Annotated in this window: 16 protein-coding genes; 11 read left to right on the top strand and 5 right to left on the bottom strand. The window is 71.8% G+C overall.

Annotated features, from left to right (window positions below):
* Window positions 1-4: 4 nt before the first annotated feature.
* Window positions 5-3,286 carry a CHAT domain-containing protein gene (locus tag Aco03nite_RS26595; protein WP_203799012.1) on the bottom strand — a complete coding sequence of 1,094 codons (3,282 nt, stop codon included), beginning with the start codon at window positions 3,284-3,286 and terminating at the stop codon, window positions 5-7.
* Between the two features lie 130 nt (window positions 3,287-3,416).
* Window positions 3,417-4,430, bottom strand: coding sequence for an acyl-CoA dehydrogenase family protein (locus Aco03nite_RS26590; protein ID WP_203799011.1), 1,014 nt, complete (start codon window positions 4,428-4,430; stop codon window positions 3,417-3,419).
* A gap of 88 nt (window positions 4,431-4,518) precedes the next feature.
* Between Aco03nite_RS26590 and Aco03nite_RS26585 the strand changes: the two genes are divergently transcribed.
* The 3 genes from Aco03nite_RS26585 (at window position 4,519) to ahpF (ending at window position 7,755) form a co-directional block, all read left to right on the top strand.
* Complete coding sequence (locus tag Aco03nite_RS26585) at window positions 4,519-5,394, top strand: AraC family transcriptional regulator (protein ID WP_203799010.1); 876 nt, start codon at window positions 4,519-4,521, stop codon at window positions 5,392-5,394.
* A gap of 103 nt (window positions 5,395-5,497) precedes the next feature.
* Complete coding sequence (gene ahpC, locus Aco03nite_RS26580; RefSeq protein ID WP_425544600.1) at window positions 5,498-6,199, top strand: alkyl hydroperoxide reductase subunit C; 702 nt, start codon at window positions 5,498-5,500, stop codon at window positions 6,197-6,199.
* Window positions 6,199-7,755 (top strand): alkyl hydroperoxide reductase subunit F, encoded by a 1,557-nt coding sequence (gene ahpF, locus Aco03nite_RS26575; RefSeq protein WP_203799004.1) that lies wholly within the window; start codon window positions 6,199-6,201, stop codon window positions 7,753-7,755. Before ahpC ends, ahpF begins: the two co-directional genes overlap by 1 nt.
* Window positions 7,756-7,810: 55 nt before the next feature.
* Here the strand turns inward: ahpF and Aco03nite_RS26570 are convergent, their stop codons facing one another.
* Window positions 7,811-9,322 carry an MFS transporter gene (locus tag Aco03nite_RS26570; RefSeq protein ID WP_203799002.1) on the bottom strand — a complete coding sequence of 504 codons (1,512 nt, stop codon included), beginning with the start codon at window positions 9,320-9,322 and terminating at the stop codon, window positions 7,811-7,813.
* Window positions 9,323-9,481: 159 nt separating this feature from the next.
* Between Aco03nite_RS26570 and Aco03nite_RS26565 the strand changes: the two genes are divergently transcribed.
* On the top strand, window positions 9,482-10,417 hold the full coding sequence (locus Aco03nite_RS26565) for a TetR/AcrR family transcriptional regulator C-terminal domain-containing protein (protein WP_203798999.1): 936 nt from the start codon (window positions 9,482-9,484) through the stop codon (window positions 10,415-10,417).
* An 11-nt stretch (window positions 10,418-10,428) separates the two neighbouring features.
* Complete coding sequence (locus Aco03nite_RS26560; RefSeq protein WP_203798997.1) at window positions 10,429-10,767, top strand: hypothetical protein; 339 nt, start codon at window positions 10,429-10,431, stop codon at window positions 10,765-10,767.
* Here Aco03nite_RS26560 and Aco03nite_RS26555 read toward each other — a convergent pair.
* Together Aco03nite_RS26555 and Aco03nite_RS26550 are read right to left on the bottom strand one after the other, a co-directional pair.
* On the bottom strand, window positions 10,749-12,512 hold the full coding sequence (locus Aco03nite_RS26555; RefSeq protein ID WP_203798994.1) for a sensor histidine kinase: 1,764 nt from the start codon (window positions 12,510-12,512) through the stop codon (window positions 10,749-10,751). The two genes, Aco03nite_RS26560 and Aco03nite_RS26555, sit on opposite strands and share 19 nt — an antisense overlap.
* On the bottom strand, window positions 12,499-13,191 hold the full coding sequence (locus tag Aco03nite_RS26550) for a response regulator (protein WP_239145444.1): 693 nt from the start codon (window positions 13,189-13,191) through the stop codon (window positions 12,499-12,501). The genes Aco03nite_RS26555 and Aco03nite_RS26550 overlap by 14 nt, the downstream gene beginning before the upstream one ends.
* 80 nt (window positions 13,192-13,271) lie before the next feature.
* On the opposite strand from Aco03nite_RS26550, the gene Aco03nite_RS26545 reads away from it, so the two are divergent.
* Genes Aco03nite_RS26545 through Aco03nite_RS26520 form a run of 6 tightly spaced genes read left to right on the top strand, consistent with a single transcriptional unit; the run spans window position 13,272 to window position 18,536 of the window.
* The gene (locus Aco03nite_RS26545; RefSeq protein ID WP_203798990.1) at window positions 13,272-14,390 is read left to right on the top strand and encodes an efflux RND transporter periplasmic adaptor subunit; all 1,119 of its coding nucleotides are present in this window, start codon (window positions 13,272-13,274) and stop codon (window positions 14,388-14,390) included.
* Entirely contained in the window at window positions 14,387-15,070 is a 684-nt protein-coding gene (locus tag Aco03nite_RS26540; RefSeq protein WP_203798989.1) for an ABC transporter ATP-binding protein, read from the top strand. The genes Aco03nite_RS26545 and Aco03nite_RS26540 overlap by 4 nt, the downstream gene beginning before the upstream one ends.
* Complete coding sequence (locus Aco03nite_RS26535; RefSeq protein ID WP_203798988.1) at window positions 15,067-16,257, top strand: ABC transporter permease; 1,191 nt, start codon at window positions 15,067-15,069, stop codon at window positions 16,255-16,257. The genes Aco03nite_RS26540 and Aco03nite_RS26535 overlap by 4 nt, the downstream gene beginning before the upstream one ends.
* A gap of 27 nt (window positions 16,258-16,284) precedes the next feature.
* The gene (locus Aco03nite_RS26530; RefSeq protein ID WP_203798987.1) at window positions 16,285-16,824 is read left to right on the top strand and encodes a hypothetical protein; all 540 of its coding nucleotides are present in this window, start codon (window positions 16,285-16,287) and stop codon (window positions 16,822-16,824) included.
* Window positions 16,825-16,830: 6 nt separating this feature from the next.
* Complete coding sequence (locus Aco03nite_RS26525; RefSeq protein WP_203799306.1) at window positions 16,831-17,931, top strand: MFS transporter; 1,101 nt, start codon at window positions 16,831-16,833, stop codon at window positions 17,929-17,931.
* Complete coding sequence (locus Aco03nite_RS26520; protein WP_203798986.1) at window positions 17,928-18,536, top strand: flavodoxin family protein; 609 nt, start codon at window positions 17,928-17,930, stop codon at window positions 18,534-18,536. The genes Aco03nite_RS26525 and Aco03nite_RS26520 overlap by 4 nt, the downstream gene beginning before the upstream one ends.
* The last annotated feature ends 185 nt before the right edge of the window (window positions 18,537-18,721 follow it).

The raw sequence follows: 18,721 nt of genomic DNA, 5'->3' as shown, positions 1-18,721 counted from the left end.
GTTGTCAGCCGCCGGAGTGCACGTGGGCGGCCCACATCGACGGGTTGCGGCCGGCGTGGCGGGCACGCTGGCCGCGTACCGCGTGGTGCAGGGCCTCGGCGGCGGATTCCGGGTCGGGCCGGACGGTGCCGCCGCGGGTGAGCCGGGTGTAGAAGGCCTCGGTGATCTGTGCGGCGGCGGAGTCGTGGACCGGCCACAGAGTGCCGATCACGTGCCGGAACCCGGCGAGCTGGAACGCGCTGACGGCGTGGATCGGCTCGTCGGACAGCCCTTCGGCCCCGCGGACCGTCTCGCAGGCGGCAAGGAACGCCAGGGCCGCGCCCGGCCGGTGCTCCTTCGCGACCCGGCCCACGGTCAGCGTGCCGCCGTCACCGTCGGCCAGCACCAGGCCACCGGCGTCCGGATCGGTGGGGTCCACCCGGTAGTGGCAGGCGAAGTGGACCAGCGCGACGTCGGGCAGCATGGCGGCCACCTGCTCCACGTCACCGTCCTCGACCAGTACGGATTCGGGGACGAGTCGCTGGACGGCTGCGGTCTCGGTCCGTACCCGGGGCAGCGGGACGGCGGTTCCCGGCGCCGCGACGACGAGCAGCCGGTCCGGTGGCTCCCCGGTCACCGGCACCGACCGTGCGTGCCGCAGCGCGCCGATCGTCGGCGTGTACGCGGAGATCACCCGGTCCAGGACGGTGCGGCCGCTGCCGTCGGTGTGGTGCCCGGCGGCGTGTAGTGGCAGCGGGGTCGCGGCGCCGGTGGGGCACCACCAGATCCGGGGCCACTCGCTGCCGTCAGCCGGTGGGCCGGTGTGACCGAGAGCGGTCAGGACCGGTTCGGTGATCCGGTCCCAGATCCAGCCCAGCACCTCGGTGATCGTCTGCTGGCCGGCGCGGCGTTCGTCGAGGTCGACCGCTACGGCGAGCAGGTGGGCCTGTTCCTCCACCGCCCTCCGGTCGGCGCCGGGCAGCGGCAGGGAGCGGATGCCGTCGGTGGTGCACAGCAGCGCGTCGCCGCCGTAGCGGCTCGTGGTGATCAGGACGATCGGCCCGGCCGCCGCCTGCCGGATCAGTTCGTCCTCGTCCGGCGGTTCCAGCAGCCCGGACAGCCCGGGGCGGGAGCGGGCCCGGTCGAGCAGTTCGCCGAGTTCGGTCTCGGCCTGCCGTCGTTCGCGTTGCAGGTCCGCGTACATGCCGGGGTAGGAGAAACCCGCGGCGCGGCCACCGGCGGACGGTCCCTGCATCTGCTGGACGTACTGCCGGTCGGTGTCGCTGAGTTCGCTGAGGTCCATCTCGATGACCACCAGGTCCTCGGGGTCGTTGTCGAGAAGTTCCAGGATCTCGAGGAACCGGGCGTACTCCGCGCCGAGTTCCGGATCGGCCGCGGTGATCCGCGCGCCGAGTCCGCGCCGGTCCATGGTCTCGGTGAGCAGCGTGCCCCGGGCGCGTTCCAGCAGTTCGACGGCGAGAGCGGGCTCACCGGCGGCGATCGCGGCGGACGCCGCCTCACCGGCCAGTCCGGAGACTCCGGCCAGAGCGCGCTGCCGGTCCCCGCGCCACATCACCATCGAGGACAGTTCGGACAGCAGCGTGATCGCGTCCATCAGCGGCGGTAGGGCCTGCATCGGGGTTCCGGCCTGCAGGTAGGTCCAGGCGAGACCACGATCGGCGGTGATGCGCACCGAGACGGGCAGGGAGTCGTCGAGGCACGCGCGGAGGAACGGGCCGCGCGCGTCGTCCGCCGAGGCGGCGCCGAACACATGCAGCGCCTGCAGTGCCCGGCCGAGGGCGAGGTGGGCGGCCCCGGATGCCGGATCGCGGTCGACGGCCTGCTCCGCGACGGTGTGGGCCTCGCGTACCAGAGCGACGTCGTCCTCGATCGCGGCCAGATCGCACAGTGCCGAGGCGAGGCTGCCGAGCTGGTCCGCTGCAGTCGTCGCGGGCAGGTCCATCTGCACCGACTCGCGGGTCAGGGCGATCGAGCCCCGCAGATCGTCGATCCGGCCGGTGCGGCGCCACCGTTCGTGCTGCGCGGCGGCGGCCAGGTGCAGTGCCAGGCCACGCCGGTGATGCCCGGGTTTCAGGGTGTTGAACGCCTGCGCCGCGGTGAGCATCGCGGCCGAGGCGTACGGCACCCCGCCGTCCTGGACCGCGGTCGCGTAGTAGGCGCGGGCCAGCTCGTGCAGCAGCGGTCCGCGTAGCGGGTCGTCCTCCGGGGTCGCGGTGCAGGCGTCGACGCCCGCCTGGACGGCTTCTTGCAGGTTCGTGCCGTACGGTTCGGCCTGGGCGTAGTCGACCAGGGCCGCGCACAGGGTGCCGAGCAACTGCGCGGAGGTCCGGCCCGCGACCTGCTCCGCGGCGCGGGCCTCGCGGGCGACGTACACCGCGTTGCGGATCCAGCTCGGGTGCCGGATCAGCCGGAACGCCTCCCGGAAGCCCTCGGCGCACTCCCGGGCGACGTCCACGTCCCGGCCGGCGTCGGTCTCCCAGGCCACCTGCAGCAACTCGGCGGCCGCCTGCGCGGAGGCGGGATCGTCGTGGTCGCGGGCCAGGGTGAACAGCCGCAGACCGGAATGCCGGGTGAGGGCGAGCCGCACCTGTGGATCGGTGACCGGTGCGGTGGCCAGCCGGCGCCCCAGCTCGGCGCATTCGGCCAGGGCGCCGGTGTCCCGGTCATACTCGGGTCGGCCCGCCAGGCAGTCGATCAGCTGGGACAGCGCCCACGCCGTGTCGTCACCGAACGCGAGCGCGAGGGACTCGCGGCGGATTCGTTCGCCCTCGTCGAGCAGCGCGGGATCCCCCTCGCGCAGGAAACAGTGCAGCACCAGGTTGCCCAGGTGCGCCAGCGTCTCCGCGGTGGCCGGGTGCGCCCAGGAGATGAACCGCACCGCGTGCCGCAGACGATCCGTCGCGGCGGTCAGGTCGGCCGTGCTGACGTCGTCGACACCCCCGGTCAGCAGGGCCAGCGCTTGGTCGAGGGCTTCCTGCTGGCCGCCGGTGTTCGCCCGCAGCCACGCCTGATAGTCGTCCCAGTGCCGGGTCAGCCCGGTCCGGAACCAGTCCGGCGGCACCGTCCCGGGCCGCGCGACCAGGGCGAACATGGTCGACAGATCGGCGTCCCCGGCCGGCGTGCCGGGCCTGGTGGTGAACCGGTGCCAGAACAGCAGCCCGGCCGCTTCGGTCTCCCCGGGCGAGTCCCGCAGCAGCCCGGCGGCGTCACGCAGCGCGTCCAGCCCGTCGACGACCGAGGAATCGCCGGTACGGGTGAACAGGTCGATGCGCTCCGAGACGTCCATCACCGTCAATGTATCCGCGGTCGGCCACCACTTCAGCGGGGATCGCCCGCAGGGACGAAGGCGACCCGGGCCGTCGGCACGGCCGGGCGGGACCTGCGCAGAGCCCGGAGCGCGTCGAGCGCGGTCAGGTCTACCCGGCGGTCAGCACCTTGCCGAGGTTCTCCGTGGCCAGGTACGGGTTCAGGTGGGGGTGACGGCTGTCGGCCGCCACGTCGCGCCAGAACCGCTGGATCGGGTTGTCGATGCTGAAACCGCCGCCGCCGTGCAGGTCGAGCAGCATGTCCACCGCCGTCCGGCAGTCGCGGGCCGCGCTGGACTGGGCCATCTGCCAGCGCGGCAGATCCGCCGGCGGGATCGGGCCGTCGGCGTCCACGGCGGCGGCGATGGTGTGGGCGGTCTGTTCGGCGCGGGTGATCAGGTGGGTGGCCTCGGCCAGCCAGTGCCGGGCGCCGGGGGACTCGCCCATCGACGTGTACGCCGTCATGAACGGCTTGCGGCCGGTGCCGAACATCGCGGTCGTGGCGTTCAGGGCACCGCGGGCCGCGCCGATCACCGGACCGAGAACGGTCAGCGCGAACAGCAGCACGTCGTCGACCGGGAACGGGCGCATCGGCAGCACGAACGCGGCCGGCACCCGCACCGCGCCGGCGGTCAGGGTGTGGCTGCCGGTCGCGCGCATGCCGACCGTCCGCCAGGTGTGCTCGACCCGCAGGTCACCGGCCGGGATGTACGCGACGTGCGGTGCCCCGTCGAGCATCAGCCCGAGCCCGGCCCAGTCGGCGTCCTCGCAGCCGGAGACGTTCGGCCAGGCCCCGGTGACGAGCACGTCGTCGCCGTCGCGGGTGCCGGTGCCGCATTCCGGGCGGCCCGACCCGCAGCTCACCGAGCGCGGGTCGGCGAAGATCTCCTTGAGTACGGTGTCGTCGCCCAGCCGCGCGGCGAGCACCTTCGACACCACGCTCACCCCGGCCACCCACGACACCGAAGCGTCCTTCTGGCCGAGTTCGATCAGCCGGTCGAGGACGGCCCCGGAGCTCGACCCTGCTCCGCCGTACGTCAGGGGAACCGCCATCGCGAAGTCGCCGGCCTCGCGCATCGCCGCGAACGTCTCCGCCGGCAACCTGTCCTTCTCGTCAAAAACCATGATCAACAGCCAAGCAGCCGGGTGTGGGTGACACCATGCGCGGTCGTACCCGGTCCATGCGCGTTTGTGCGCCGGATAGATTCGCGCCGTGGACGTGATCAGCGAGGCGGTCGAGGGCTTGCGGATCGGCCGTGCCTACGGCCGGCGGATCGAGGCGCCCGGCGGACGGGTCGGCCGGTCCACCGGGTTCGTGGGCGTCGGATTCCACGTCGTGCTCGGCGGCCAGGGCTGGTTGATCAGCGAGGACCAGCCGCCGGTCCGGGTCGGGAAAGGTGACGTGGTGCTCGCCCCGCACGGTGCCCCGCACGGATTCTGGCCGTCGCCGGACGCGCTGCACACGCTGCCGATCATGGCCATGGGCCCGGTCCCGCCGCCCGACGGCCCGGACGGCCTGGACTTCATCTGCGGCGCCTACCGGCTCGACACCGGCGGCACCCTGCACCCCTACCTGCGATCGCTGCCCCCGGTACTCACCGTGACGCCGGACCCGGTCCTGTCCGCGCTGGTCCAGGTGCTCGCCGCCGACATGACCCAGCACCGGCCCGGGGCCGAGGTGACCCGCCCGGCGCTGGTCGACCTGACGCTCATCCACGTGCTGCGGATCTGGCACGACACCACGGGCGGGAAACCGTGGCAGGCCCTCGGTGATCCGGTCATCGCCGCCGCCCTGCACCTGATCCACGAGCGCCCGCAGGACCCGTGGACGGTCGAGCGCCTCAGCCGCACGGCGGGACTGTCGCGGACCGCGTTCACCAGGCGTTTCACCGCCCGGGTCGGAACACCTCCGATGGCGTACGTGATCAGCAGCCGCCTGACCAGAGGCGCCCGGATGCTGCGCGAGACCGACGCCCCGCTGGCCACCATCGCGAGCCGGGTCGGGTACGCGACCGAGTTCGCCTTCTCGGGCGCGTTCCGCCGCGAGTTCGGCATGGCCCCGGGCCGGTTCCGCCAGAGCCGGGGCTGACGCCGACATTCGCGAGCGGGCCGACCTGCCGGATGCTGTTCACCAGGGAGGAACACCTGGGCGTACGACAAGGGCGGGTTTGAACGTGGTGAGGATCTCCGTGATGACCCTAGATTGGAATGGATCAAGAGAAGCAGTTGATCTTATGATCGGAGCCGCAGCACTCAGCGTGACGATCCGCGCCGCTGCTCCACCTGTGCGTGCCGGCACAGGTGGTCAGGTCCACAGGAAAGGCTCCACCGTGTCTCTCATCAACTCCGTCGTGAAGCCCTTCACGGTCCACGCCTACCAGCAGGGCAAGTTCCTGCAGGTCAGTGACGCCGATCTGAAGGGAAAGTGGAGTGTCATCGTGTTCTACCCCGGTGACTTCACCTTCGTCTGCCCGACCGAGCTGGCCGACCTCGCCGACCTGTACCCGCAGTTCCAGGCGATCGGCGTCGAGGTGTACGGAGCCTCTACCGACAGTCACTTCGCTCACAAGGCGTGGCACGAGACCTCCGAGGCCGTCGGCAAGGTCCAGTACCCGCTGCTCGCCGACCCGACCCTGACGCTCTCCCGCAACTTCGAAGTGCTGATCGAGGAGGACGGCCAGGCCCTGCGCGGCACGTTCGTCATCGACCCCGAAGGCAAGATCCGCACCATCGAGGTGCACGACACCGGCATCGGCCGCAGCGCCGCCGAGCTGCTGCGCCGGGTCAAGGCCGCCCAGTACATCACCGCCCACCCGGGCGAGGTCTGCCCGGCCAAGTGGGAAGAGGGCGCCGAGACCCTGACCCCGTCGCTCGAGCTGGTCGGCAAGATCTGATGCTGGATCCTGCCCTGAAGGCGCAGCTCAGCGCCTACCTGCAGAACCTGCGTACGCCGATCGAGCTGGTGGCCACCCTGGACGACAGCAAGGCCGGGCAGCAGACCCGCGAGCTGCTCGAGGACGTGCGCTCGGCCAGCGACAAGGTCACCGTCCGGGACGACTCCGGTGCGGACGTCCGCACCCCGTCGTTCCTGATCACCACACCCGGAAACGACTCCGGCGTACGGTTCGCCGGAGTCCCGCTCGGACACGAGTTCACCTCGCTGGTCCTCGCGCTGCTGCACGTCGGCGGGCACCCGCCCCGGCACGACGCGGACCTGCTCGACGCGGTACGGGCACTCACCGGCCCGCTGCACTTCGAGACGTACTTCTCGCTGACCTGCCAGAACTGCCCCGACGTGGTGCAGGCGCTGAACACCATGGCCGCCCTCAACCCGCAGATCACGCACACCGCGATCGAGGGTGGCGCGTTCGCCGCCGAGGTGACCGAGCGCGAGGTCATGAGCGTGCCCGCCGTCTACCTCAACGGCGAGCTGTTCGGGCAGGGCCGGATGGAACTGGCCGACATCGTCGCCCAGCTGGACTCCGGCAGCGCCGAGCGCGAGGCCGCCCAGCTGACCGGTAAGGAACCGTACGACGTCCTGGTCATCGGTGGTGGCCCGGCCGGTTCGACGGCGGCGATGTACTCCGCCCGCAAGGGCATCCGCACCGGCCTGCTCGCCGACCGGATCGGCGGCCAGGTCCTCGACACCGCCGGGATCGAGAACTACCCGTCGGTGCCGCACACCGAGGGCACCCAGTTCGCGGCCGCCCTGGAACGGCACGTGCGCGAGTACGAGGTCGACGTGATGGCCCGTCAGAAGGCCGCCAAGCTGCACCCGGCGGTCGACGACGACGGCCTGATCGGGGTCGAGCTGGAGACCGGGGCGGTGCTGCGCTCGCGGACCGTCGTGGTGGCCTCCGGCGCCCGCTGGCGCACCATGGGCGTGCCGGGGGAGCAGGAGTACCGCAACAAGGGTGTCACGTTCTGCCCGCACTGCGACGGCCCGCTGTTCAAGGGCAAACCGGTCGCGGTGATCGGTGGCGGCAACTCCGGTGTGGAGGCCGCGATCGACCTGGCCGGCCTGGCCTCGCACGTGACGCTGCTGGAGTTCGCCGGTGAACTGCGCGCCGACGACGTGCTGCGCCGCAAGCTGGCCGGCCTGCCGAACGTGGACGTGCTCACCCGGGCGCAGACCACCGAGGTCGTGGGCGACGGCCGCAAGGTCACCGGCCTGAGCTACCGCGACCGCTCGACCGACACCGAGCGGACGCTGCCGGTCGAGGGCGTGTTCGTGCAGATCGGGCTGCTGCCGAACACCGACTGGGTCAGCGGCGCCCTCGCCCTGAACGACCGGGGCGAGATCGTCATCGACGCGCACGGCGCCACCTCGGCCCCGGGCGTGTTCGGCGCCGGCGACTGCACGACGACGCCACACAAGCAGATCGTCGCCGCCGCGGGTGACGGGGCGAAGGCCGCGCTCAGCGCCTTCGACCACCTGATCCGCAACTGACAACCGTGCGGTCGTCCCTGTTCGGGGACGACCGCACGGCAGTCTCCGGCGGGAGTCAGGCCGCCTTGCGCAGCGCCACGACCGCCACCACCGCGCCGGTGAGCATGATGGCCGCCGCCGTGGTGGCGGCCACGTCGAAGCCGGCGAGGAACGCGGACCGGGCCGCGGTGAGTACGTCGCCGGCGGCCTGCGGGATCTGGGTGGCTACCGCCGTGGCGTTGGCCAGTGACTCGCGGACCTGGTCGGCGGCGGTCTCCGGCAGGGCGGCGGGCAGGCCCGATGCGAGTTCGCCGCGGTAGACGGCGGTGCCGACGCTGCCCAGGATCGCGATGCCGAGGGCGCCGCCGAGTTCGGTGCCGGACTCCAGCAGCGCGGAGGCCGAACCGGCCCGTTCCGGTGGGGCCACCGCCAGCACCATGCCGGTGACCAGGGAGATCACCGCGACCAGGCCGCCGGCGTAGAGCGCGCCACCGAACAGCACGAACCACAGCGCCGTGCCGGTCTGCACCTGGGACAGGACGGTGAAACCGGCGGCGGCCAGCAGGAAACCGCCGGCCATCACGTACGCCCGGTTGACCTTCTGTCCGATGGCCACGGCCGCGGGAGCGAGACCACCGGTGACCAGGGTGGGCACCAGACTCCACAGGGCGGCCTCCAGGGTGTCCATGCCCAGAGCCAGCTGCAGGTACTGCGTCAGGTAGACGGCGAAACCGACGATCGCCAGCATCGCGAACAGGTTCACCAGGATGGAACCGCTGAACGCGGCCCGCCGGAACAGGTCGATGTCGATGAGCGAACCCGGCCTGGCGATCTGCCGCCACACGAAGAGCACACCCATCAGGACACCCACGCCGACGTACGACAACGTAGTGGTCTCCGGGCCGTCCGCGGCGAGCTGCTTGACGCCGTAGACGACCGGGAGGATCGCGGCCAGCGAGAGCAGGGCGCTGAGCAGGTCGAAACGTACCGCGGCCGGGTTCTTGAACTCCGGCAGCAGCAGCGGGGCGGCGATCAGCAGCAGCACCATGAACGGCACGTTGACCAGGAAGACCGAACCCCACCAGAACCGCTCCAGCAGCAGGCCGCAGAGCAGCGGGCCGAGCGCCACCCCGCCGGAGAGAGCGGCCGTCCAGATGGCGACCGCCTTGTTGCGCTGCGTCTCGTCGGGGAAGAGGTTGCGGATCAGGCCGAGCGTCGACGGCATCAGGGTGGCGCCGCCGATACCGAGCAGGGCCCGCGCCAGGATCAGCGTCTCCGGGCTCGACGCGTAGGCGGCCAGCAGCGACGCCGCGCTGAACGCGACCGCGCCCGCCAGCAGCAGCCGGCGACGGCCGATGCGGTCGCCCACGCCGCCCATGGTGATCAGCAGACCGGCGAGCACGAAGCCGTAGATGTCGAGGATCCACAGCTGCTCGGTGCTGGACGGCGCGAGATCCCGAGCGACGAACGGCACCGCGAAATACAGGATGGACACGTCCATCGAGACCAGCAACAGAGGGATGAGGAGTGCGACGAAGCCGAACCACTCGCGGCGGCCGGCCTGTCCCCTCGGGTTGTGCGTTGTCACTCGCCGTGCTCCGTTTCTGCGATCAATGGGTTCTCGTACACCGTACGAACAATGATCGGGACGACAAAGCGCGGCGCTGATTCTGGCATTCGTGCATCAGGGTGCCCTAGTGCACTAGGGTGTGCGTCGGAACACCCCGACCAGCACACCGGAGCTACCATGGCCCCCTATCTGCGGATCGCCGAGGCCCTCGCCGAACGGATCACCGCCGAATCGCTGCGACCGGGTGACCGGGTGCCGTCCACCCGGCAACTGATGCAGGAGTTCGGTGTCGCCATGGCCACCGCCACCAAGGCGCTGGCGAAGCTCCGCCAGGACGGGCTGGTGCACGTCGTCCCCGGCATCGGCACCGTGGTCGCCCCGAGGCCCCGGCGTGCTCCGGCCGCCCCGGTCCAGCGGGAGTCCGGTCCGGACCTCTCCACCGCACGGGTGGTCGCCTGCGCCGTGGACATCGCCGACCGGGAGGGCATGGCCGCGCTGTCGCTGCGCCGCGTCGCCTCCGAGCTCGGGGTGGCCCCGATGACCCTGTACGGGTACGTCGCCAACAAGGAACAGCTGGTGCTGCTCATGTCCGAGGCGGCGTTCGCGCAGACCCCACCGCCCCCGCACCGGCCGGCGGACTGGCGTACCGCGCTGCGCGACATCTGCCGGCTGCAGTGGGTCATCTACCGCCGGCATCCCTGGCTGGTCCAGGTGACGCCGCTGACCCGGCCCCGGCCCGCCCCGCACGCGATGGCGCACACCGAGTGGGCCCTGCAGACGATCGACGGCATCGGCCTGGACCCGGTCACCATGCTGCACGTCCACCTCATCACCACCAGCTACGTCCGCGGGTTCGCGATCAACCTGGAGATGGAGGCCGAGGCCCGGCAGGAGAGCGGCATCACCGATCAGGAGTGGCTGCACACCCAGCAGCGGGCCGTGCAGGACATGTTCGCTACCGGCTCGTTCCCGCTGCTGGCCCGCTCCACCGAGGTGCTCGGCGCCGCCTTCGACCTGGACCGGATGTTCGAGTTCGGCCTGACCCGGGTCCTCGACGGCGTCGGGGTGCTCATCGAGCAGCGGGCCACCGGGCGGCTGGACGCGGACCGATAGGATCCGCCTCCATGGCGATCGACAGTGGACAGCTGATCAGCAACGGGGTCACGTTCGCCGACGGTCAGAACGGCGTCAAACCCGGCGGCCACCAGCGGTCCGCCGTCCACACCCTGAACGACATCGTCCCGGCGGCGATGCAGGTCGGCGACCGGGCCCGGTGGCGGCTCGACTTCGGCGGCGCACCGGGCCAGCCGCCGCCGGCCGGGGAGGTCGAGTTCCGGATCATCGCCTTCCGGCATCAGACGAGCGTCAACGGCACGATGGTGTACGAGGACTCCTGGACCCGCGCCGAGATCGCCGAGGTGGAAGCGGCCCGCAAGGCCCGCGGTCACGCCGCCGGGAGTTGACCCTCCTGCGCCGGCAGACGGATCGTGAAAGTGCTCCCGGCGTCGAGGGTGCTCGCCGCGGTGACCGTTCCGCCGTGGGCCTCGGCGAGTTTTCGCACGATGGACAGGCCCAGCCCGCTGCCGCCGGTGGCGCGGCTGCGGGAGGTGTCGGCGCGCCAGAACCGGTCGAAGACCCGGGGCAGGTCGGATGGGCTGATGCCGACTCCGGTGTCGGTGACCGTGATCGTCAACCGGTCGCCGTGGAGCGCCGGCCGTACGGTGACGGATCCGCCGGCGGGGGTGTGGCGGATCGCGTTCGCGACCAGGTTGCCGATCATCTGACGCAGCCGCTGCGGGTCCACGAACGCCTGTGGGGCGCCGGCGTGGACGAGTTCCAGCCGGACACCGGCGGTTCGGGCCGCGCCGTCGTGGGCCTCGACGACCTGCGCGGTCAGGTCCTCGACGTCGGCGGGTTCGCGGTGCAGGCGAAGCGTCCCGGCGTCGGCGGCGGCGAGATCGCGCAGGTCGTCGATGATGTGCTGCAGGAGCACGGCCTCGTCGAGCAGCAGGTCGAGCAGCCGCGGGTCGAGGGGAACCACGCCGTCCTGTGCGCCCTCCAGCCAGCTGCAGATGTTGGTCAGCGGGGACCGTAGTTCGTGGGCGACGTCGCCGACCAGCTCCCGCCGCTGTCGTTCCCCCTCCTCGCGCCGTTCGGTGAGGTCGTTGAGCGCGTCGGCGAGGTAGCCGATCTCATCCCGTGTCCCGGCGGTGAACCGTGTCGCCGTGGGCCGGTGTGCGGCGGCGGCCAGGGCGCGCAGCGGGCGGACGAGCCGGCTGCCGGCCAGGACGGTGACCACGATCGCGAGGGCGAGGACGAGGCCGGTGACCCCGAAGATCCGGACCAGGTTGGGCCGGGACAGGTCGATGGCCGTTCCGCCGGGATCGGTGTGCGGGGCGGTGACGAACACCAGGGCGGGTGGGGCGACGTGGTTCCGCAGTTGGGCACGCCGGCCCTCGATCAGGCAGGTGTCCGACGGCAGGGCCGGGGTGGGGGTGAACGTGCCGGCCGCGATGCCGGTGACGAGCTTCGTGCCGAGGCAGGTGTTGGTGCGCTCGATCAGGTCGTCGAGCTGTCTCTGCTCGGCCCAGGTGGCCGTTGCGAGCCAGCTCAGGGTGGGGCAGTAGCCGGTGAAATCGGCCAGGTCGACCTCGTCGGCCCGGACCACCGGCCGCCCGTTCGGCTGGGTGACCACCCGCGCGGGCACGCCCAGCCCGCTCAGGCACGCGACAGCTGCCTGTGCGGCGCTCTGCCTGCTGTTGGCGTCCTTGCCGGTCACCCGGTACGGCCCGATCGCCCGGGGGTCGATGCTGTTCTGCGGCCGCCCGCTGAGATCCGCCTCCAGCCGTAGCGGATCGACGGTCGCCGACGGTGCGGCGTCGCGCAGCGAAGGGCCGGGGGCGGAGTCTGCGAGCAGGGTGCGGTCGGTGGTGGTCAGGGTGATCCGCCGGTTCGTCTGCCGGGCCAGTTCGGCGACCACCGGTCCGGCCCCGGTCCAGTCGGTGTGTGCCGCGGCGTACCCGATCAGGGTGTCGTACACCTGGCTGTAGTCGGCGAGGGACTGGCCCTGCTGCTGACGGATCACTTGCGTGGTGCTGCGGAAGGTCAGCCAGGCGGTGGCGATGATGGCGGTGACGGCGATCGTCAGGGACGCTGCGAGCAGCCGGACCAGCAGGCTGCGGTGCAGCGGGACCTCAGTCGCCGGCATCGCGCAGCTTGTATCCGACGCCGTAGACCGTCTGCAGGTGCTCCGGGCGCCGGGGATCCGTCTCGATCTTGCGGCGCAGATGGAGCACGTGCGAGTCGACCGCCCGATCGGTGGAGTCACGATCGACGGCGCGGGTCTGTTCCAGGAGCTGGCGGCGGGTGAAGACCCGGCCGGGCTGGGCGGCCATGGCGGCCAGGATGGCGAACTCGGCCGGTGTGCAGTCGACCGGCCGATCACCGACGGCGACCGTGTGCCGGTGCGGGTCCACGGACAGCCGTCCGATCCGCAGCACCTCGGTGCGGGCGGATCCGGTGTGTTCCACCCGGCGCAGCAGGGTACGGACCCGGGCCAGCAGTTCGCGGGGACTGTACGGCTTGGTGAGGTAGTCGTCGGCGCCCCGGTCCAGGCCACGCAGCAGATCGTCCTCGCTGTCCCGGGCGGTGAGCATGAGGATCATGACCGGTGACTCGGCGCGCAGCACACCACAGACGGTGAGGCCGTCGACGGTCGGCATCATCACGTCGAGCACGATCAGGTCGGGGCGACCGGCCCGGGCCAGCGTGAGGGCACTCTGCCCGTCGCCGGCCACGGTGACCCGATGGCCCGCTCCGGTGAGATATCGCTGCAGGATCTCGGCCTGTCTGGGGTCGTCCTCGGCGAGGAGGATGGCGGCGCACACCGGCCGACTATAGGTCGCGGCCGGAATCGGTTCCGGATTCCCGACAGGAACTCCACAATCGCTGCCGAGACTCTGCGGCCATGCCATTCAGGAAAGGCCCATGGGCGTTCGCGGCGGCCGCGCTGACGGTGGCCGCGGCCGGTGCCGGGTTTCTCTCGCTGCAGCGGGCCGGCGGGAGTCCGCAGTCCCGGCCGAGCGCGAGCACCGCCACGTTGTCCACCGCCGAGGTGGTCCGCCAGGACATCGCCACCGGCCGGCCTCTCACCGGAACCGTCGGTTACGGTCCGGCCTGGCCGGTGACCGCGCCCGGCGAAGGGGTGGTCACCTGGCTGCCCGCCGTGGGAACCACCGTCAAGCGCGGTGAGCAGGCGTACCGGATCGACGACCGGCCGGTCCCGGTGTTCTACGGCAAGGTGCCGCTGTTCCGCAGCCTCGACCGGGCCAACCTGGTCGGCCGGGACGTCCGGATCGTGGCCGACAACCTCGAGGCCCTCGGATACCGGGTCGGCTCGCAGCCCGCCAAGGGCACCGTCGTGACCGTGGCGCCGGAACCGAGCGTGCCGCCGGGCCCGCCGGTCACCGTGCACGCCGGCGAAGCGGTGGTCACCGACGGCCTGATCAAGGCGATCAAGGCCTGGCAACGCGACCGGCAGCTGCCCGAGACCGGCACCATCGCCCGCGGCGACGTTCTCGTCCAGCCCCGCCCGATCCGGGTCGCGACGGTGACCGCACGACCCGGCGACACCGCGGGCGACGAGCTGATGACGGTCACCGGCACCGCGAAGGTGATCGAAGTGATAGCCGAGGTGGGTGACGCGGGCACCGTCAGCACCGGCGACGCGGTCACCGTCACGGTGCCGGGCGGAAACGCGAAGACCGGCAAGGTCACCGCGATCGGCACGGCGGCGGGCCCCGACGGCGGCACCCCGTCACTCACCATCACCGTCACCCTGACCGGCCGGAACGAGGCCGCCCGCCTCGACGCGGCACAGGTACAGGTCGACTTCGTGACCGAGAGACACCAGGACGTCTTGGTCGTCCCGGTCGGTGCGCTGCTGGCCCTGCGCGAGGGTGGGTACGCCGTCCAGCTGTCCGGAGGCGCCCTGGTCGCCGTCCGGACCGGCATCATCGCCAAGGGCCTGGTCGAGGTCAGCGGCGACGGGCTCGCCGAAGGCGCGACGGTCGTGACGACCTCATGACCCCGGTCCTGCGCGTCCACGAGGCCGGCAAGACCTATCCCGGTGGGGTCGTCGCCCTGGACACGGTCTCCCTGCGCATCGAGCGCGGCGAGCTGCTCGCCATCGTCGGCCCGTCCGGCTCCGGCAAGTCGACGCTGCTCAACATCATGGGCACCCTGGACCGGCCCACCCACGGCACGGTCGAGGTCGACGGGGTCGACGTCGCCACCCTCTCCGACCGGAAGCTGTCCGCCCTGCGCGCCCGCCGCCTCGGCTTCGTCTTCCAGCAGTTCCACCTCTCCGCCGGGCTCACCGCGGCCGAGAACGTCGCGACCGGGCTGCTGTACGCGGGCGTACGCCGCCGGCACCGCAAGCCCCTCGCCGAGCGGGCCCTGGACCGGGTGGGCCTCGCGCACCGGATCGGGCACCGCCCCCACGAGCTGTCCGGCGGCGAACGCCAGCGGGTCGCCATCGCCCGGGCCCTGGTCAACTCACCCGCCCTGGTCCTGGCCGACGAACCGACCGGCGCCCTGGACACGGCCACCGGCCACGCCGTGCTGGAACTGCTGGAACGGCTGCACGCGGAAGGCACCACCATCGCCGTGATCACCCACGACCGCGACATCGCCGCCCGCCTGCCACGCCGCGTCGAGGTGCGCGACGGCCGGATCCGGTCCGACTCGGCCGGAGCGGTCGCATGAACATCCGGCTCAGCGTGTTCGACGTGCTCTCCGTAGGACTCATCGGACTGCGTACCCGCAAGACGCGCGCCGCCCTGTCGGCGCTGGGAATCTCGCTCGGCATCGCCACCATGGTCGTCGTCACCGGCATTCCCGCGTCCAGCCAGGCAGACCTGATGAGCAGGCTGTCCGCGCTCGGCACCGGCGTGCTGCAGGCCTCCGGCGCACCGGACGGCTCCGGTGACTCCGCGGTGCTGCCCTCGCAGGCCCCGGCGATGGTCGCCCGGATCGGCCCGGTCGAACAGGTCGCCGCGGTCGCCAACACCCACGTCCCGCTGCGCCGCTCCGACAAGACCGGTGACGGTGACGGCGCCGGTCTGGCCGTGCTCGCGAGCACACCGGCGCTGCTCGACCTGGTACGCGGGCAGGTGCGCAGCGGCCGGCTCCTCGACGCCACCACCGCCGGGCTGCCCGTCATCGTGCTCGGATCGGTCACCGCCACCCGGCTCGGCATCCCCGACCTGACCCCCGGTGCCCCCGCCCCGCAGGTGCTGGCCGGCGACCGGTGGTTCACCGTCGGCGGCATCATCGACCCGGTCGCCCTGGCGCCCGAACTCGACGTGTCGGCGCTCGTCGGCTGGGAGTCGACGGTCACCCATCTGGATTTCGACGGGCACCCCACGGTCGTCTACGTCCGCGCCCACGAGGACGCCGTCGAACAGGTCCGCGCCGTCCTGCCGGCCACCGTCAACCCCGCCGACCCGTCCACCGTCCGGGTCACCCGGCCCTCCGACGTGCTCGCCGCCAAGCGGGCCACCGCCTCGGCCTTCTCGGCGCTGTTCCTCGGCCTGGCCGCCGTGGCGCTGCTGGTCGGCGGGGTCGGCGTCGCCAACACGATGGTCATCTCGGTGCTGGAACGCCGCGCGGAGATCGGCCTGCGCCGGGCGCTGGGCGCACACCGCGGCCAGATCCGCACCCAGTTCCTCACCGAGTCCGTCGCGCTCTGCCTGCTCGGCGGCCTCGCCGGAACCGCGGGTGGCGCCGCCGCCACCGCGGGATACGCCACTTACCAGGGCTGGCCGGTGGTCCTGCCGCCCGCCGCGATCCTGGCCGGCCTCGGCGGCGCCGTGGCCATCGGCGTGCTCGTCGGCGGATATCCCGCGATGCGTGCCGCCGCCCTCTCCCCGACCGCGGCCCTGGCCGCCTGAAAACCCCCGAAGAAAGGACCATCACCGATGGTACGCAGGACCCTCGTCGTCACCGCGCTGCTCACCGCACTCGCGGGGTGCGGTACGACCGGCAGCACCGGCGCCGACCAGGCGCCCCCGGTGGCGTCGATCTCCCAGCCACCGTCCGCGGCGGCCGCGGCCCCCGGCTCCTCCGAGGGGCCCCGTGCCCGGCTGGACACCACCCAGAAGGAACTGGAGGAATGGGCCCTGGCCTACTGGCAATGCATGAAGGACCAGGGCGCGAACGTGTCGGACTCACCGAAATCCAAGATCAACGGTGTGGTGGACAAATCCCAGGCGACACCGGAGATGTTCGCCGCCTGCGCCTCGAAGAAGCCGGCCTTCCTGCCGCGTGAGATGGACCCGGACCTCAACCCGGAATACCAGCGGCAGCACCACGAGTACGTGAAATGCCAGCAGGACAAGGGCATGCCGATCGTCGAGACCGAGGGCGGCTGGAACTACGAGTCCTCGAACGTGATCGTGCCGCCCGACGCGGACGAGATCGACATGGCGTGCCGGGTGGAAGCCTTCTCCGGCAACTGACCCCGAATCCGCCGGCCGGTCCTTTCCGGGCCGGCCGGCGCGTGGATCGACAGGTGGCGCAAACGCCCGGTCATGATCGCCGCGGATTTGCTGCGCGCGGTGCTCCTGCTGCTGGTCCCGGTCGCCTGGGCGATGGACGTACTGACAATTTGGCTGCTCTTCGGGGTGGCCCTGGCCCATGGGCTGGCGACCGTGCTGTTCGACGTGGGCTACACGAGCTATCTGCCGGTCCTGGTCGGCCGTGATCATCTGGTCGAGGGCAATGCGAAGATCGCGGCGGTACGGTCGGCGGTCAGCGTCGGCGGGCCCGGACTGGCCGGGCCACTGGCCGGGTGGCTGGGCGCGCCGGTGACGCTGGTCGCGAGCTCGGTGGGCATGCTGCTCTCCGCGCTCGGCGTCTGGCGCATCCGCAAACCCGAGCCGGTCGCGGAGACCGCCGGTGAGCGGCGCCTGCTGCGGGAGGTGGGGGAGGGGCTGCGGTTCGTCGCCGGGCACCCGCTGCTGCGGCCGATCCTGATCACGGACGGCATGTTCAGCCTGTTCCTGGTGACGTACCAGACGATGTTGTTGATCTTCCTGTCCCGGCATGCCGGCCTGGGGACGTCCGGCATCGGGCTGGCGCTGTCGGTGATGGCCGCCGGTGACCTGATCGGCGCGCTGACCGCCCGGCGGGTGATCGCCCGGATCGGCCCGGGCCCGATCGTCTGGCTGGCGCCGCTGTGCACCGCCCCGGCCGCCGCGCTGATGCCGATGGCCCGGCCCGGCTGGTCGCTGTGGCTCGCGGTGGCCGGGTTGATGCTGGTCTCGCTGGGCGGGGTGATCCGGCTGATCGCCCAGGGCGGGCTGCAGCAGACCGCCACCCCGGACCGGCTGCTCGGGCGGATGAACGCCACCGTCCGTTTCGTCCAGTGGGGCAGCATGCCGCTCGCGGGCCTGCTCGGCGGAGCGCTCGGCGGGCTGCTGGGCGCCCCCGCGGTGCTGTGGATCGGCGCGGCCGGGATGACCGCCGCGTTCGTTCCGGCCCTGCTGTCGCCGCTGCGTACCACCGGGGAAATGCCGTCGGCGGTGTTTCCGGTGGCTGATCCGGGGCATCCGGACGAACCATGACGACGTTGAAAGCCCTGGTCCTCGGCTGTTCGCTGAAGAAATCGCCGGCACCGTCGAGTGCCGAGCTGCTCGGGCGGGAGGTTCTCGCCGCCCTGGCCGATCACGACGTGGACGGTGAGGTCGTGCGGGTGGTCGATCACGACGTGCGGTTCGGGGTGTCCACCGACGAGGGGGACGGTGACGCGTGGCCACGGATCCGGGAGAAGGTGCTCGCCGCGCAGATCCTGGTGATCGCCACCCCGATCTGGATGGGCCAGCCGTCCAGCGTCTGCAAGCTGGTCCTGGAACGCCTCGACGCCGAGCTGTCCGAAACCGACGATCAAGGGCGGCCCAGCATGTACGGCAAGGTCGCCACGGTCGCCGTGGTCGGGAACGAGGACGGCGCGCATCACGTCACCGCTGAAGTGCTGCAGGCGCTCAACGACGTGGGGTTCAGCATTCCGGCGGCCGGTGGCACCTACTGGGTCGGTGAGGCGATGGGGTCGCTCGACTACCAGGACGCCGGACCGAAACCGGACACCACCGGGAAGGCGACCACTGCTCTGGCGGCCAACGCCGCTCACCTGGCGCGGCTGCTGGCGGAGAACCCGTACAGCGGCGGTTGAGTCCGCTCCTGATCGGGTAGAGCCAGGACCTCTTCAACCCAAAGGAAACCAATGTCGGAAATCACGGTTTTGTTTCGGTCGGTTCCGTCCGTCTCCTCTTCGGACGTCCCGGCGGTGGCCGATCGCAGCCACGAGGCCATGCAGCGGCTCCGGGAACCGTTCGTGACCGCGCCGCACCGCTCCGA

The organism is Actinoplanes couchii (assembly GCF_016862075.1).
Lineage (GTDB): Bacteria > Actinomycetota > Actinomycetes > Mycobacteriales > Micromonosporaceae > Actinoplanes > Actinoplanes couchii.
Note: the sequence above shows the minus strand (reverse complement) of the source record. Positions and strands in the feature narration are given on the sequence as shown.

Bases quoted from the DNA above. Each gene is read 5' to 3' on its own strand.
- Aco03nite_RS26595 (WP_203799012.1), bottom strand. From the start codon at position 3,286: ATGGACGTCTCGGAGCGCATCGACCTGTTCACCCGTACCGGCGATTCC.
- Aco03nite_RS26555 (WP_203798994.1), bottom strand. From the start codon at position 12,512: ATGCCGGCGACTGAGGTCCCGCTGCACCGCAGCCTGCTGGTCCGGCTG.
- Aco03nite_RS26545 (WP_203798990.1), top strand. From the start codon at position 13,272: ATGCCATTCAGGAAAGGCCCATGGGCGTTCGCGGCGGCCGCGCTGACG.
- Aco03nite_RS26540 (WP_203798989.1), top strand. From the start codon at position 14,387: ATGACCCCGGTCCTGCGCGTCCACGAGGCCGGCAAGACCTATCCCGGT.
- ahpF (WP_203799004.1), top strand. From the start codon at position 6,199: ATGCTGGATCCTGCCCTGAAGGCGCAGCTCAGCGCCTACCTGCAGAAC.
- ahpC (WP_425544600.1), top strand. From the start codon at position 5,498: ATGACCCTAGATTGGAATGGATCAAGAGAAGCAGTTGATCTTATGATC.
- Aco03nite_RS26565 (WP_203798999.1), top strand. From the start codon at position 9,482: ATGGCCCCCTATCTGCGGATCGCCGAGGCCCTCGCCGAACGGATCACC.
- Aco03nite_RS26535 (WP_203798988.1), top strand. From the start codon at position 15,067: ATGAACATCCGGCTCAGCGTGTTCGACGTGCTCTCCGTAGGACTCATC.
- Aco03nite_RS26590 (WP_203799011.1), bottom strand. From the start codon at position 4,430: ATGGTTTTTGACGAGAAGGACAGGTTGCCGGCGGAGACGTTCGCGGCG.
- Aco03nite_RS26530 (WP_203798987.1), top strand. From the start codon at position 16,285: ATGGTACGCAGGACCCTCGTCGTCACCGCGCTGCTCACCGCACTCGCG.
- Aco03nite_RS26520 (WP_203798986.1), top strand. From the start codon at position 17,928: ATGACGACGTTGAAAGCCCTGGTCCTCGGCTGTTCGCTGAAGAAATCG.
- Aco03nite_RS26560 (WP_203798997.1), top strand. From the start codon at position 10,429: ATGGCGATCGACAGTGGACAGCTGATCAGCAACGGGGTCACGTTCGCC.